Source organism: Arthrobacter sp. 3Tela_A (genome assembly GCF_049311025.1).
GTDB lineage: Bacteria > Actinomycetota > Actinomycetes > Actinomycetales > Micrococcaceae > Arthrobacter_B.
On record NZ_JAXIOM010000082.1, the window covers coordinates 1 to 14,482 of the forward strand.

Genomic DNA, 14,482 nt, shown 5'->3' on the forward strand with positions numbered 1-14,482 from the left:
CCCGGGCGGGGGGCGGCCCGGGGGGCGGCCGGCCCCGTTTTGTGTGCCGGTGGCTAGTGGGTGTCCACGGCTTCGATTTCGGAGTGGTCTCCGCTCCACAGGGTGTGGAAGGTGCCTTCAGCGTCGACCCGGCTGTAGGTGTGCGCACCGAAGAGGTCGCGCAGGCCCTGGGTCAGGGCCGCCGGAAGGCGCTTGCGGCGCAGGCCGTCATAGTAGGCCAGCGAGGAGGAGAAGACCGGAACCGGAATACCCAGCTGCACGGCCACGGAAACGACCCGGCGCCAGGCCGGAAGTGCCTGGGCAATGGACTCGGCGAACGCCGGAGCCAGCAGCAGGTTGGCCGGAGCCTTTCCGTCTGCGTAGGCCTTCATGATGTCATCGAGCAGTTCCGCCCGGATGATGCAGCCGGCACGCCAGAGCGAGGCAATCTCGTCCAGCTTCAGATCCCAGCCGTAGGTCTTGGCCGCGCCGGTGAGCATGTCCAGGCCCTGGGCGTAGCTGACCAGCTTGGAGGCGTACAGCGCCTGCCGCACGTCCTCCACGAAGGTCTCGGGGAGCTCGACGGCAGTTTCCTCGCCGGCCAGGATGCCCTGGGCTTCCTCGCGCTGGCCACGCTGCGAAGAGAGCGCACGGGCGAAGACGGATTCGGCAATCGCCGAGACCGGGGAGCCCAGATCCAGGCCGGAGACAACGGTCCATCGTCCCGTGCCCTTCTGCCCGGCGGAGTCCACGACGACGTCAACGAACGGCTTGCCGGTCTTCGCGTCGGTGTGCGCGAGAACCTCGGCAGTGATTTCGATCAGGAAGGAGCTCAGCTGGCCCTTGTTCCATTCGGTGAAGATCTCTGCCTGCTCGGCCGGTTCGATTCCCGCGGCGGAGCGCAGCAGGTCATATGCCTCACCGATGACCTGCATGTCGGCGTATTCGATGCCGTTGTGGACCATCTTCACAAAGTGCCCGGCGCCATCGGTGCCGACCCAGGTGCAGCAGGGTTCACCGTTGTACTTGGCGGAGATCTTCTCGAGCATCGGGCCAAGCGAGTCATAGGACTCACGCGAGCCGCCCGGCATGATGGACGGGCCCAGGAGCGCGCCCTCTTCACCGCCGGAAACCCCAACGCCGACGAAGTGGAGGTCCTTTTCAGCCAGCGCGGCTTCGCGGCGGCGGGTGTCCTCATAGTGCGAGTTGCCGGCGTCGATCACGATGTCGCCCGGTTCAAGCAGCGGCACCAGCTGGTCAATGACCGAGTCCACGGGTGCTCCGGCCTTGACCATGATCAGCACGCGGCGCGGCTTCTCCAGGGAATCCACCAGTTCCTGCAGCGACTCCGTCCGGATGAAGTCCCCTTCGTCACCGTGTGCGGAGAGGAGAGCATCCGTCTTCTCCACCGACCGGTTGTGCAGGGCCACCGTGTAGCCATTCCGGGCCAGGTTCCGGGCCAGGTTCGCTCCCATGACGGCCAGTCCGGTCACGCCTATCTGTGCACTCAAGTTCACTCCAAGGATTCTTCGGGTGCCGCATCCAGCAGCACAGTCTCGGCGCACCAATGGCGCCGTCTTCAGCCTCCAGCCTATTCTCCGAACGGGGCTGCCGCCACACACGCCGCTGCGACGGCGGACACGTCGTGTTCCGAACCGGCCTAAACGCCTTCCACGGCTTCCAGCCGGCCGGACCGAACCGCTTTGGCAAAGGCTTCATAGTCTTTTTCGTTCTGGTCCGCATACCGGGCACTGAAGCCGGCGACTGCGGCGTCGAACCTGCCGCTCTTTCCCAGATAGGCGGCAACCGCAACCGGGTCCCCCGATCTGGCGTGCGCCCGTGCAAGCGCCCAGCCGCACACCCGGGCATAGAGTTCCATGCCGAACGGCGTCATCGTCTCCACCACTGCGGACCCCTTCATGTCCCTAAGCTGCCGCCAGTAGAGGTACCTGTTCTCCTGCATGCCCGGCGTCCAGCCCAGGAAGATGTCACTCGCGGCCTGCATCATCCGCTGGCCCTGGACCACTCGTTTACCGGGCTGGCGCCAGACGCTTCGGGGCAGGTGGCCCTCAAGAACCGAACGCCTGGCCTCCTTGAGCTGCAGGAAAAGCGGATCCGATGCATCCCGGCCCTGCAGCAGGGCAATGAAGGCACGCGTTCCAACACTGCCCACGCCCACCACTTTCCGGGCGACGTCGACGATTTCGTACCGTTCAAGCAGCCGGCGCCGGTCCTCCTGGAGCGTCTGCCGGTAAGAGCGGAACTGGTTCTGGACGGTTTCCTGCAGCTGATCGGACGATATGCCGAACATGCCGCCAAACTCGCGGGCCGGAATCAATACCGGCGGGGAGCTGATGATCCGGTAGCTACCGTCCACGTGCTCCGCCAGTTTGGACAGTGCCTGCAGGCTGTCCCTGGACCGGGCCCTGAGCGCCGCTTTCTCCGCCGCACGCCGGGCGCGTTTGGCAGCCTTCTTCTGTTCCTTCCCACTGCTCGTGTCCACGGCTACTGCGAGCGCTGACATCACATCTTGTTCGTCCAGGCCCGCATACCAGATCTCCAGGGTGCCCATCCGGGCAAAGTCCCGCATTGCCTCGCGGTAGGCACGAACCGCTGCCAGGGTCGCCGAGCGGACATCGGCTCCGGTGAAGGCGTTGTTCCGGGCCGCCACGGTGAAGCTCGCGGCCAGGCGCAGCACGTCATATTCGAAGGGCCCGGGCAGGGTCTCGTCAAAGTCGTTGATGCCGAAGATCAGCTTCCGCTCCGGGGAGGCAAAAACCCCGAAGTTGGACAGGTGCGCGTCCCCGCAGAGCTGGGTGTCCAGGCCGGCGCGCGGGGTGTCCCGCAGATCGGCGGCCATGATTCCTGCCGTGCCGCGGTAGAACGTGAACGGTGAGGCGAGCATCCGGCCGTGGCGAACCGGCACCAGGTCCGCATCCCGGGTGAGGTTCTGCTCCTCGATGAGTGCAATCGGGTCCGGCCGCCCTGGAGCCGGACGCCACTCGGTGTGTGCCGTGACCGGGGTCCGGTCCCGGCAGAGCCTGCCTGCCGCCGCCCGCTCCTCTACGCCTCTGCGTCCTGCTGTTTTCCTGTCCATGGCAGTCAACCTCCTGAAGCGCAAAGCGGTGACAAGCGACCGGGTTCTGTGTCACGCTCGGGAACAGAACACGTCCCCAGATTATCCGGGTTGCACGTTTCCGGAGCCCGGCTCCCACACCTTGGCTGCTGCCGGGCGGCAGACCGGCCGGCGTGTTCACCCGCAACCTGTGTTCCACGGCCCGTATGGGAGGAACCGGATGATCGCGGTACTGCTTGGAGCCGTGGTGCTGATTCTGGTCAGTGCCTTCTCCGGACCGCTGAACCGCAGCGGCATTACCTCTGCCATGGCGTTCGTCTTTGCCGGAGTCCTCACGGCTGCGCTGCTGGGCGGGAGCCTGGGGCTGTCCCTTGAAACCTCGGCCGTGCACCGGGTGGCGGAGCTGGCCCTGGTCTTCCTTCTCTTTACCGATGCAGCACACCTTGATCTCGCTGTCCTGCGCCGGAGTTTCGGATGGCCCGGCAGGCTGCTGGCCTTCGGCCTTCCCCTGAGCCTGCTCCTCGGTTTCGGTGCAGCACTGCTGCTGTTTCCGGAGCTTTCCCTGGCCACCGCTTTCCTGTTGTCCGCCATGCTTTGTGCGACCGACGCCGCACTGGGACACCGGGTGGTGGAGGATCAGGCCGTGCCGGGACCCGTGCGGCAGGCCCTGAACGTTGAAAGCGGGCTGAACGACGGCCTCGCCGTACCGTTTTTCCTGGTGTCTCTGGACCTCTCCATGTCCACGCTGGAAGGCAGCGTGCCCTCAGCGGTCGCTGCTGCGATCACCGAACAGATCGGCTTCGGCCTGCTCGCCGGAGTGGTGGCCGGCGTCGTCGGCGGGTGTCTCCTACGGACTGCATCCCGCCGGGGATGGATCGAAGCGCAGTGGCGCCAGCCCTGCACCCTGGCCGTGGCACTGGGTGCCTATGCGGCGGCGGTTTCGCTTGGCGGCAGCGCGTTCCTCGCCGCGTTCGTGGCAGGACTGGCTTTCCGGCGGGCCGGCGGTGCAAGGACAGATGACACGCTGGGCTTCACCGCGGAAACCGGGAACATCCTCGCAGCCGCAACCTGGATGATTTTCGGCGCCGTCGCTGTCCTGGCTGCCCTCCCGCACATCACCTGGCAGGTCCTCGCCTATGCGGTCCTGAGCCTCACAGCCGTTCGTATGCTCCCGGTCTCCGCGGCCATGGCGGGAAGCGGAGCATCGTGGCAGACCCGGGCGTTCATGGGGTGGTTCGGACCCCGCGGGCTGGCCTCTGTGGTGTTCGCCCTGCTGGCGTACGAACGGGGAACCCCGGAAGCTGTGACGCTGCTGACCACCGTGGTCGTTACAGTGGGGCTGAGTGTCTTTGCGCACGGCCTCTCGGCCGGCCCCCTCGTGGCCGCGTACTCGCGCTGGTCGGGCGCGGGCCCGGGAACTCAGCCGCCTCCGTTGAACCAGCGGTGAGCTACTGTCCCAGTTCCCAGTGGTTCACAATCGCAGCGGCGCCTTCAAGGACGGCAATTCCTTCGTCCAGCGATTCGGTGCCTGCAGTGAGCACGACGACGCTGTACTCGGCGCCTGCGCCGACCACAAATCCCAGGCTCCCCACGTTCCAGGCCAGGAAGTCATCCTGCAGCCAGCCGTTCTTCAGGCCCACTTCGGCGAGCGGGTTCAGAATGCCGGCGCTGATCCCCCACGCCTGCTCCGGCACAACGTTCTCCAGCAGGCGGGCTGCATAGTCCTGCAAGCCGTCCCGTATCCAGTCCACTCCGCGGGCCACCGCCGTTGCAATCCGCAGCTGGTCTTCCGCGTTTGTCTCGTTGGCGCCCCAGACGTCACCGGCTTCCGTGTCCGTGACACCGAGCAGGCCGTACGTTCGCTGCAGTTCTTCTGCCCCGCCGATCAGCGCATACAGTTCGTCAGTGGCCCCGTTGTCGCTTTGGCAGATCATCAGTTCTGCCAGCTGTTCCTCTTCCGGAGTCAGTTCCCGCTCCGCCTCAGTGGCCTGCCGCAGCAGGGTCAGGAGGATCGGAACCTTCACCAGGCTGGCTTCCAGATACCGCCCGTCCGGGTGGTAGGACCAGGCACTGTTGGAATCATATTCGTACAGAGCCACGGAGAAGTCGACGCCGGTCTCCGCGGCATAGCGGTCCAGCTCAGCACGCAGGGCGAGCTCGGGTTCGGAACTGGCCGACGGCGTTGCGGGGCTGCCGGGCACCGTTACCGTCTGCGGTGCAGGTTCACCGGTGCATCCGGTTACCCCGGTGGCGATCAGTCCTGTACTGAGCAGGACGGCGGCTGCAGGTTTAAGGAGGTTAGTGCGCAAAGTGCTCATATCTTTCAGCTGCGGTAACTCAGCGGTGTGTCAGCCACACCCCATGTCCTTGTACCACCGAAATCTTCGAAGTGGATGGGCGGCTGCTGTGCGGCCGCTCCGCCTCCCTGGCGGGACTTTCTGCAGACGGGAACAGCACACGAAAAAACCCGCCTGCGGATGTTTCCGCGGGCGGGTTTTGCCGGTGGGTCCTACCGGGATCGAACCGATGACATCCACGGTGTAAACGTGGCGCTCTACCAGCTGAGCTAAAGACCCAAAGTGACCCGTTATGCCAGCTGGGGTATCCCCGGCCAGCGCCGCATCACGAGGAATTACATTACCGGAACATCTGCCGGATCACCTAATCCGCATGCCTGCCCGGATGCTGTCCGGACAGCGGGGCCGGATCCGGCAGCGTCCGCGCCAGGTACTGCAGGGCGGTGCCCACACCCATGTCGATTTTGAGGTCAGCCAGTGCATCACCGCGGGTCTGGCCGCGGTTGATGATCACTACCGGCTTGCCTTCCTTGGCGGCATGGCGGACAAAGCGCAGGCCGCTCATCACAGTCAGGGAAGAACCGGCCACCAGGAGCGCACCGGCGTCGTCCACTGCTGCGTAGGACAGCCGGACCCGCTCCTTGGGAACGTTCTCCCCGAAGTAGACGAAGTCGGGCTTGAGCATCCCGTCACAGATGGGGCAGTCCGCGACGGTGAAACCCTCGGTGTCCGTGATCTCGGCGTCGGCGTCGGGGGCGATATCCCCGTCCGCGGCAACGCGTTCAAGGTAACCGGGATTGAGCTTCTCGAGGAGCCGAGCGATACCCTCGCGGGTGTAGACGGCACCGCAGGAGAGGCAGAGCACCCGGTCGAACCGCCCGTGCAGGTCAATGACCCGAATGCTCCCGGCATCGCTGTGCAGGCGGTCCACATTCTGGGTGATTACTCCGGTGAGCAGGCCGCGCTCCTCCAGATGGACAACAGCCTCGTGCCCGGCGTTGGGTACCGCGTGGCGCAGGTGGTGCCACCCCACATGGTTGCGGGCCCAGTAGCGCTGGCGCAGCACCGGGTCACCGACAAACTGCTGGTAAGTCATAGGGTTCCGCGGCGGCGCATCAGGACCGCGGTAGTCGGGAATCCCTGAGTCGGTGCTTAGCCCGGCACCGGTCAGCAGCGCCAGTTTCCGGCCGGCCAGCAGTTCAACAGCCTTATCCAGCTGGCGGCGTTCGGCTTCGGTGGGCTCTGCGGCCGCGGCCGCAGCCTCCCGCGTGACAAATCCGGTGAGCCCTGTTCCTGGAGGTACAGGCTGCGTCATGTCAGTTCCGTTCTCCGGACAGCGCCGAAAGGGCCGCCAGATAATCGGCGGCGCGGCGCGGTTCGTCCGGGTTGGACCGCAGAATCTGCCGGATGGAGCCGCCTGCGTCAAGAATGAAGCTGGCACGGACGGCCATTCCGCGGGCCTCGTTAAAGACCCCGAAGCTCCGGGCAGCGGCGCCGTGCGGCCAAAAGTCCGAGAGCAGGTCGAATTCCCACTGCTGCTCGGAGGCCCAGGCACGCAGCGAGTACTTCGCATCACAGGACACGGCCAGCAGGCGTGCTCCGGCGGCCCTGAATTCCGGCTGAAGGGCAGCGAGTTCCGCGAGTTCACCTGAGCAGACCCGGGAAAAGGCAAACGGGTAGAAAACCAGGACGGCGGGCGCGCCGGCGAGGTCAGCTGACCGCACCGCCTCACCGTACTGGTTGGGCAGCTCAAAGACCGGAGCCGGATCCCCGAGGCCGGGGATCCCGGCTGCAGGCATCAAAACCGGTTACTTCTTTCGGCGGCTGACCAGGCGCGTAGCGGCCCAGTCGCGGCTGACGCCCGGTGACGTGGTTACGTGCAGTCCCGCGGTGGGTGCTGCCTCTTCGATATCGGCGGGCGGAACGTAACCCTCCCGGCCCGATTTGGGTGTCAGGACCCAGACCACTCCGCCGTCGTCGAGCGTCGTCAGGGAATCAACCAGCGCGTCGACCAGATCGCCGTCGTCCGAGCGCCACCACAGGATCACGCCGTCAACAACTTCGTGGTCGTCCTCAGTGAGGAGCTCGCCGCCGGACAGGTCTTCGAGATCCTCACGGAGATCGAAGTCCACGTCTTCGTCGTAGCCGAATTCCTGAATCAGGTCGCCGTCTTTGAAACCCATTCTTTCCGCCACGTTCTTCTCTGTGACGGCATCGGCCTCGCTCACTTCACTCCTCCTGGTTGACTGCATAAATACAAGGGAATCACATCTTGGCAAGAACTGCCCTTTTCCTGACTCAAGGGAACACCTTTAACCGGCAAGCTTCAAGGGTTCGCCGTGCCCCGGCAGGCCTTCCCCGGTGAAGGCTACGCAAGCCGGGGCAGCCGGTCTACAGTGGCTAAAAGGACACGCACGGCGGTACGCGCGGCGCGTATGTCCCCGGCATCCGGCCGACTGCGGAGACGTCCGGCAGACACAGGAAGCCCCCGCAGCGGCAGGCCCCAGGCACGGCATAGGAGAGTTTCGTGGCCGCAGAAGACAGAACGGATATCCTCAGCGGGCTCACAGGCCAGCTGCCCGACACCGATCCCGAAGAAACCGCCGAGTGGATCCAGTCCCTGGACGACCTGGTCAAGACCGAAGGCACCGAACGCGCGCAGTTCATCATGCGTTCGCTGCTGCAGCGTGCAGGAGCACACTCGGTCGGAGTGCCCATGGTCACCACCACGGACTACGTCAACACGATTCCGGTGGATCAGGAACCCGAGTTTCCAGGGGACGAGGAGATTGAGCGCCGGTTCCGTGCCTGGATGAGATGGAACGCTGCGATCATGGTGCACCGAGCGCAGCGCCCGGGCATCGGCGTCGGCGGGCATATTTCAACGTTTGCCGGCGCAGCCACCCTGTACGAAGTGGGCATGAACCACTTCTTCCGCGGCAAGGACTACCCCGGCCGGGGCGACCAGGTGTATTTCCAGGGGCACGCCGCGCCCGGCATGTATGCGCGCGCTTTCCTGGAGGGGCGGCTCACGGAGGAAGACCTCGACGGGTTCCGGCAGGAGAAGTCCCGCGAAGGCCACGGACTCTCCTCCTACCCGCATCCGCGGAACATGCCCGACTTCTGGGAATTCCCCACCGTGTCAATGGGCATCGGACCGATGAACGCGATCTACCAGGCACAGCTGAACCGCTACCTGGACAACCGCGGATTCAAGGACACCTCGGAGCAGCACGTCTGGGCGTTCCTGGGCGACGGCGAGATGGACGAGCCGGAATCGCGCGGCCTGCTGCACGTCGCAGCCAATGACAAGCTGGACAACCTCACCTTTGTGGTCAATGCGAACCTGCAGCGCCTGGACGGTCCGGTGCGCGGCAACGGCAAGATTGTCCAGGAACTCGAGGCATTCTTCCGCGGGGCCGGCTGGAACGTCATCAAGGTGCTGTGGGGCAGGGAATGGGATCCCCTGCTGGCTGCCGACGACGACGGCGCGCTGGTGGAAATCATGAACTCCACGGTCGACGGCGACTACCAGACCTACAAGGCCGAATCCGGCGGCTTCATCCGTGACCACTTCTTCGGCAAGAGCCCGCAGACCAAGGCCATGGTGTCCGGACTTTCCGACGACGACATCTGGAACCTCAAGCGCGGCGGGCACGACTACCGCAAGGTCTACGCCGCGTACAAGGCAGCGCTCGAGTTCAAGGGCAAGCCCACGGCCATCCTGGCGCACACGGTGAAGGGGTACGGCCTTGGGCCGCATTTCGAGGCCCGCAATGCAACGCACCAGATGAAGAAGCTCACCCTCGATGACCTCAAGCTTTTCCGCGACCACCTGCGCATCCCCATCACCGATGAGCAGCTCGAAGCGGATCCGTACCAGCCGCCGTACTACAACCCGGGGCCGCAGGCACCGGAGATCCGGTACATGCTGGACCGGCGGAAGGAACTGGGCGGGTTCCTTCCTGAGCGCCGCTCCGACTTCAAGCCGATCCACCTTCCCGGCGAGAAGTCCTATGAGGTAGCCAACCGCGGTTCGGGCAAGCAGCTGGCAGCCACCACCATGGCGTTCGTGCGGCTGCTCAAGGACCTAATGCGGGACAAGGAATTCGGGATGCGGATTGTGCCGATCATCCCGGATGAGGCCCGTACGTTCGGGATGGACTCGTTCTTCCCGACGGCGAAGATCTACAACCCGCAGGGACAGAATTACCTCTCCGTGGACCGCGACCTTGTCCTGGCGTACAAGGAGTCCCCGCAGGGCCAGATTGTGCACGTGGGCATCAACGAAGCCGGGTCCATCGCCGCCTTCACAGCAGCCGGCACTGCCTACGCGACGCATGGTGTACCGCTGATTCCGGTGTACGTGTTCTACTCGATGTTCGGATTCCAGCGCACGGGGGATTTTATCTGGGCAGCAGCTGATCAGCTGGCGCGCGGGTTTATGGTCTCCGCCACCGCCGGCCGCACCACCCTCACCGGTGAAGGTCTGCAGCATGCCGACGGGCATTCCCCGATCCTGGCCTCCACCAACCCCGCGGTGAAGACCTACGATCCGGCGTACGGCTACGAGATCGGGCACATTGTGCGGCACGGGCTTGAAGAGATGTACGGTCCGGAATCCAAGGATCCAAACCTGATTTACAACATCATGGCCTACAACGAACCGATCCTGCAGCCCAAGGCGCCGGAGGACCTGGATGTGGAAGGCGTCATCGGGGGGATCTATCAGCTTTCCTCCGCTTCCATCGACGGTCCGCGGACGCAGCTGCTTGCCTCCGGCGTCGCGGTTCCCTGGGCCCTGGAAGCCCAGCGACTCCTGGCCGAGGACTGGAACGTCTCTGCCGACGTATGGTCGGTGACCAGCTGGAATGAACTGCGCCGGGACGGCCTCGCTGCGGAAGAGGAAGCGTTCCTGCATCCGGACGCCGAACCCCGCGTACCGTTCGTGACACAGCAGATGGCCGGTGCCACGGGACCGATTGTGGCCTCCACGGACTACATGAAGGCCGTTCCGGACCAGATCCGCCAGTTCCTGCCGAACGAGTTCGCGTCCCTGGGTGCAGACGGGTTCGGGTTTGCCGACACGCGTGCGGCAGCCCGGCGGTTCTTCAAGATCGACAGCCACTCCATGGTGGTGCGGGCACTGGAGATGCTCGCCCGGCGCGGTGAAGTGGATTCCTCGGCACCGGGTGAGGCGATCAGCCGGTACCACCTTCTCGACGTCACGAAGGGCACCAGCGGCAACGCCGGCGGAGACGCCTAGCAGTACCGCATCAGTGTGGGGACTCGCATAGTTGTAGCCTTCACACAAAATGGAGGTTGCGCATCGAAGGCCGTAAGCTTCGAGAATGCCAGTGACCCGCACGACACCACCAGCTGCTGCGGCACCGGAGAACGGTGCCGACCCGCTCATCCTCGAACGGCTCAAAGCGAACATCGGCAAGCTTTCAACGGCGACGCTGAAGCAGCTTGACGTTTCCCTGCCGTGGTACCGGGGACTGCGTCCGGACGAACGCTCCGCCCTGGGGATGGTCGCCCAAAAGGGCATTGCCTCGTTCGTGAACTGGTACGAGCGCCCTGCCTCGCCGGCCTGGGTGCTCAGCGACGTGTTCGGCACCGCCCCCACCGAGCTAACCCGTGCCATCAGCCTGCAGAAGGCCCTCTCTCTGATCCGCGTGGTAGTCCAGGTAGTGGAAGACCGGGTGCCCGAGCTGGCAGCGGGATCAGTCCAGGGTCCGCTCCGCGAGGCTGTGCTGCGCTACTCCCGCGAAGTGGCTTTCGCTGCCGCGGATGTTTACGCCCGTGCCGCGGAAACCCGCGGCGCGTGGGACACCCGGCTGGAGGCGCTGGTGGTTGATGCCATCCTGCGCGGCGAAAGCTCCGACGCCCTGCGTTCACGCATCGCCGCCGTCGGCTGGACCTCCACGGCAGGCGTGACGGTGATCGTGGGCAGCTCCCCGGCCGATCCCAGTCCGTCCTTCGTCAACGAACTGCGCCGGGTCGCCGGACGGCTCGCAGAGGACACCCTGGTGGGCATCCAGGGCGACCGGCTGATTCTGGTCCTGGGCGGCATGAGCGAAAAGTCCGGTGCCCTCGGCCGGCTGGCCGATCTCTTTGGCCCCGGACCGGTTGTGTACGGCCCGCCCGCCGAGTCCCTGGTGGAGGCCGGCCCGTCCGCCCAGGCCGCGTTCGCCGGACTTACCGCAGCCCGTGCCTGGCCCGCGGCACCCCGTCCGGTGGCCGCTGACGACCTCTGGCCTGAACGGGTGATGTCCGGGGATGACTCGGCCCGCAAGGCCCTGGTTCGCAGCATCTACCGTCCCCTGCTGGCCGCGTCCAACGGCCTGGCTGAGACACTTTCCGCCTACCTCTCCCTGGGCCACTCACTGGAGGCCACGGCGCGGGAGCTCTTTGTCCACGCCAATACCGTCCGCTACCGGCTGCGCCGGGTCTGCGACGTCACCGGCTGGGATCCCATGCTTCCCAGAGAAGCCTTTGTCCTGCAGACGGCGCTGGTGGTCGGGCGGCTGTCACCGGCTGGAAAGGCAGTGCCCGAACGGCCTGCAACACGCTCCTGAGACCTGTTGCCGCCCCCTTGCCGCACCCTTGCACCGGCGGGCTGCACTTGTAGACTTCCTACAACGCCCCCGGGTGAGCTTGGTTCACCCAAACACCCGGTAATCCACTCCCTATTTGGAAAGCTTGTTACGTGCTTGCAATCGTCTGCCCCGGCCAGGGGTCACAAACGCCAGGCTTCCTCGCTCCGTGGCTGGAACTGCCCGGAGTGCGGGAGCACCTCGAAGCGCTCTCCGACACCGCGGGGCTGGACCTCGTAGCGCACGGCACCGTCTCGGATGAGGAGACCATCAAGGACACCGCCGTCGCCCAGCCGCTGATCGTCGCCGCCGGCCTCGTGGCGGCCCGGCAGCTGCTGGACACCGGAGCCCTCACCGCAGCAACCGTCGTCGCAGGCCACTCCGTTGGTGAGATTACTGCCTCCGCCGTTGCCGGGGCCCTGAGCGAGGCCGACGCACTCGCCTTTGTCCGGGAACGCGCGAATGCCATGGCCCGGGCGGCCGCGCAGGTGCCCACCGGCATGAGCGCCGTGCTCGGCGGTGACCCGGATGACGTAGCGCGGGTCCTTGCGAGCTTTGGCCTCACGGCAGCCAACGCCAACGGCGGCGGCCAGGTTGTAGCGGCGGGAACGCTGGCACAGCTCCAGGAACTCTCCGCCAATCCCCCGGCCAAGGCCCGGGTCATCCCGCTGAAGGTTGCCGGTGCCTTCCACACCACGCACATGGAGCCCGCGCTCAGTGTGCTTGAGGCGCTGCGGCCCTCCCTCTCCCCCGCCGAACCCCTGCCCACGCTCCTCTCGAACTACGACGGCGCTGCCGTGGTGAGCGGGGAAGCCAACCTGGACAGCCTGATCGCCCAGGTCTCCCGCCCCGTGCGCTGGGACGCATGCATGGAAACCATGACAACCATGGGCGTCACCGGCATACTGGAGCTCCCTCCGGCAGGCACCCTGACCGGACTGGCCAAGCGGGGAATGCGCGGTGTTCCCTCGCTGGCCCTGAAGTCCCCCGAAGACCTCGCCGCTGCCCGTGCCTTTGTGGCCGAGCATTCCGGCGCGGCAGCAGTTACAACCCAAGAAGGTAATGCGTGAGCACGCCCACCCTGAAGCAAGCACCCGTCCACGAGTTCAGCCGGATCCACGGCCTGGGCGCCTTCCGTCCTGACGTGATCGTCAGCAACGACGACGTGTGCCAGTGGATCGATTCCTCCGACGAGTGGATCCGCCAGCGCACGGGCATCGTCACCCGGCACCGGGCCGACAAGGGCACCTCCGTGGTAGACATGGCCGAACTGGCCGGGCGCGATGCGCTGGCCAAGGCCGGCATTGAGGGCTCCGAGCTGGACGCCGTCATCGTCTCCACCGTGACCCACCCCTTCGCCACGCCGTCGGCCGCCGCGCAGGTCGCCGACCGCCTCGGTGCCACGCCCGCACCCGCCTATGACGTTTCGGCCGCCTGCGCCGGGTACTGCTACGGCATTGCCCAGGCCGACGCCCTGGTGCGCTCCGGCGCCGCGAAGTACGTGCTGGTTGTCGGCGTCGAGAAGCTCTCCGACTTTATCGACAACACCGAACGCACCATTTCCTTCCTCCTTGGGGACGGAGCCGGCGCCGTCGTCGTCGGGCCCTCCGACACACCCGGAATCGGCCCCTCAGTCTGGGGTTCGGACGGCAGCAAATCCGGTGCAATCGGCATGACGCACTCAATGCTTGAAATCCGTGAACTGTCCCTGGCGGCCGAGGCTGACGGCGAACTGCCGGCCAACGTCCTGGCAGAGCGCGAAACCAAGCTCTGGCCCACCCTGCGCCAGGACGGACAGACAGTTTTCCGCTGGGCTGTCTGGGAAATGGCGAAAGCCGCCCAGCAGGCCCTGGACGCTGCGGGCATCACCGCGGAGGATCTTTCGGCTTTTGTGCCGCACCAGGCCAACATGCGGATCATCGACGAACTGGCCAAGCAGCTGAAACTGCCTGAGTCAGTGGTCATCGCCCGGGACATCGCCGACGCCGGCAACACCTCGGCTGCCTCCATTCCGCTGGCCACCCACCGCCTGCTCAGCGAGCATCCCGACCTCAGCGGGAAGCTCTCCCTTCAGATCGGCTTCGGCGCCGGTTTGGTCTACGGTGCACAGGTTGTAGTCCTCCCCTAGTTTGCAAGACCACACCGCTTCGGCGGTTGGAAAACCCATACCGGTCCAGCACCGGTACCAACGAAAAAAGGAGCCCCCATGGCTAGCAACGAAGAAATCCTGGCCGGTCTCGCAGAGATCGTGAACGAGGAAACCGGCCTGGCCCCCGAGGCCGTTGAGCTGGACAAGTCCTTCACGGATGACCTGGACATCGACTCCATCTCGATGATGACCATCGTGGTCAACGCCGAGGAAAAGTTCGGCGTTCGCATCCCCGACGAAGAGGTCAAGAACCTCAAGACCGTTGGCGACGCCGTCGACTTCATCTCCAACGCCCAGGCGTAGTTCGTGAAGGGGGGGGGGGGGGGGGGGGGCGCCCCGGGGGCCCCCCCCCCCCCCCCCCCCCCCCCCCCCCCCCCCCCCC

12 protein-coding genes and 1 tRNA gene are annotated in these 14,482 nt (G+C 65.7%); 6 read left to right on the forward strand and 7 right to left on the reverse strand.

What is annotated here, in order from left to right; genetic code table 11:
* Positions 1 to 53: 53 nt before the first annotated feature.
* Together gndA and TVC13_RS17050 are read right to left on the reverse strand one after the other, a co-directional pair.
* Positions 54 to 1,490, reverse strand: a complete 1,437-nt coding sequence (gndA, locus tag TVC13_RS17045; protein WP_422402330.1) for an NADP-dependent phosphogluconate dehydrogenase — start codon at positions 1,488 to 1,490, stop codon at positions 54 to 56.
* A gap of 149 nt (positions 1,491 to 1,639) precedes the next feature.
* Complete coding sequence (locus tag TVC13_RS17050) at positions 1,640 to 3,076, reverse strand: DUF2252 domain-containing protein (RefSeq protein WP_422402331.1); 1,437 nt, start codon at positions 3,074 to 3,076, stop codon at positions 1,640 to 1,642.
* A 199-nt stretch (positions 3,077 to 3,275) separates the two neighbouring features.
* Between TVC13_RS17050 and TVC13_RS17055 the strand changes: the two genes are divergently transcribed.
* Positions 3,276 to 4,502 carry a cation:proton antiporter gene (locus TVC13_RS17055; RefSeq protein ID WP_422402332.1) on the forward strand — a complete coding sequence of 409 codons (1,227 nt, stop codon included), beginning with the start codon at positions 3,276 to 3,278 and terminating at the stop codon, positions 4,500 to 4,502.
* Position 4,503: 1 nt separating this feature from the next.
* Here TVC13_RS17055 and TVC13_RS17060 read toward each other — a convergent pair whose 3' ends face one another.
* The 5 genes from TVC13_RS17060 to TVC13_RS17080 all read right to left on the reverse strand — a co-directional run bounded on the left by TVC13_RS17060 (position 4,504) and on the right by TVC13_RS17080 (position 7,580).
* Entirely contained in the window at positions 4,504 to 5,373 is an 870-nt protein-coding gene (locus TVC13_RS17060; RefSeq protein WP_422402333.1) for a serine hydrolase, read from the reverse strand.
* 185 nt (positions 5,374 to 5,558) lie between these two features.
* A tRNA-Val gene (locus TVC13_RS17065) sits at positions 5,559 to 5,631 on the reverse strand.
* Between the two features lie 85 nt (positions 5,632 to 5,716).
* On the reverse strand, positions 5,717 to 6,667 hold the full coding sequence (locus TVC13_RS17070) for an NAD-dependent protein deacetylase (RefSeq protein WP_422402334.1): 951 nt from the start codon (positions 6,665 to 6,667) through the stop codon (positions 5,717 to 5,719).
* Between the two features lies 1 nt (position 6,668).
* Positions 6,669 to 7,151: a redoxin domain-containing protein gene (locus tag TVC13_RS17075; protein WP_422402335.1), complete on the reverse strand. Its 483-nt coding sequence runs from the start codon at positions 7,149 to 7,151 to the stop codon at positions 6,669 to 6,671.
* Positions 7,152 to 7,160: 9 nt separating this feature from the next.
* Positions 7,161 to 7,580, reverse strand: a complete 420-nt coding sequence (locus tag TVC13_RS17080) for a DUF3052 domain-containing protein (RefSeq protein ID WP_091604076.1) — start codon at positions 7,578 to 7,580, stop codon at positions 7,161 to 7,163.
* Between the two features lie 299 nt (positions 7,581 to 7,879).
* Here TVC13_RS17080 and aceE point away from each other — a divergent pair, with 299 nt between their 5' ends.
* The 5 genes from aceE (at position 7,880) to TVC13_RS17105 (ending at position 14,403) form a co-directional block, all read left to right on the forward strand.
* Positions 7,880 to 10,618 carry a pyruvate dehydrogenase (acetyl-transferring), homodimeric type gene (gene aceE / locus TVC13_RS17085; RefSeq protein ID WP_422402336.1) on the forward strand — a complete coding sequence of 913 codons (2,739 nt, stop codon included), beginning with the start codon at positions 7,880 to 7,882 and terminating at the stop codon, positions 10,616 to 10,618.
* An 85-nt stretch (positions 10,619 to 10,703) separates the two neighbouring features.
* On the forward strand, positions 10,704 to 11,933 hold the full coding sequence (locus tag TVC13_RS17090) for a PucR family transcriptional regulator (RefSeq protein WP_422402337.1): 1,230 nt from the start codon (positions 10,704 to 10,706) through the stop codon (positions 11,931 to 11,933).
* 131 nt (positions 11,934 to 12,064) lie between these two features.
* On the forward strand, positions 12,065 to 13,021 hold the full coding sequence (locus tag TVC13_RS17095) for an ACP S-malonyltransferase (protein WP_422402338.1): 957 nt from the start codon (positions 12,065 to 12,067) through the stop codon (positions 13,019 to 13,021).
* A complete protein-coding gene (locus TVC13_RS17100) occupies positions 13,018 to 14,079 on the forward strand; it encodes a beta-ketoacyl-ACP synthase III (RefSeq protein WP_422402339.1) in 1,062 nt (353 codons plus the stop codon). Before TVC13_RS17095 ends, TVC13_RS17100 begins: the two co-directional genes overlap by 4 nt.
* A gap of 78 nt (positions 14,080 to 14,157) precedes the next feature.
* Complete coding sequence (locus tag TVC13_RS17105; protein ID WP_055240832.1) at positions 14,158 to 14,403, forward strand: acyl carrier protein; 246 nt, start codon at positions 14,158 to 14,160, stop codon at positions 14,401 to 14,403.
* Positions 14,404 to 14,482: the final 79 nt, after the last annotated feature.

Bases quoted from the DNA above. Each gene is read 5' to 3' on its own strand.
- TVC13_RS17050 (WP_422402331.1), bottom strand. From the start codon at position 3,076: ATGGACAGGAAAACAGCAGGACGCAGAGGCGTAGAGGAGCGGGCGGCG.
- TVC13_RS17055 (WP_422402332.1), top strand. From the start codon at position 3,276: ATGATCGCGGTACTGCTTGGAGCCGTGGTGCTGATTCTGGTCAGTGCC.
- TVC13_RS17060 (WP_422402333.1), bottom strand. From the start codon at position 5,373: ATGAGCACTTTGCGCACTAACCTCCTTAAACCTGCAGCCGCCGTCCTG.
- TVC13_RS17070 (WP_422402334.1), bottom strand. From the start codon at position 6,667: ATGACGCAGCCTGTACCTCCAGGAACAGGGCTCACCGGATTTGTCACG.
- TVC13_RS17075 (WP_422402335.1), bottom strand. From the start codon at position 7,151: ATGCCTGCAGCCGGGATCCCCGGCCTCGGGGATCCGGCTCCGGTCTTT.
- TVC13_RS17090 (WP_422402337.1), top strand. From the start codon at position 10,704: ATGCCAGTGACCCGCACGACACCACCAGCTGCTGCGGCACCGGAGAAC.
- TVC13_RS17105 (WP_055240832.1), top strand. From the start codon at position 14,158: ATGGCTAGCAACGAAGAAATCCTGGCCGGTCTCGCAGAGATCGTGAAC.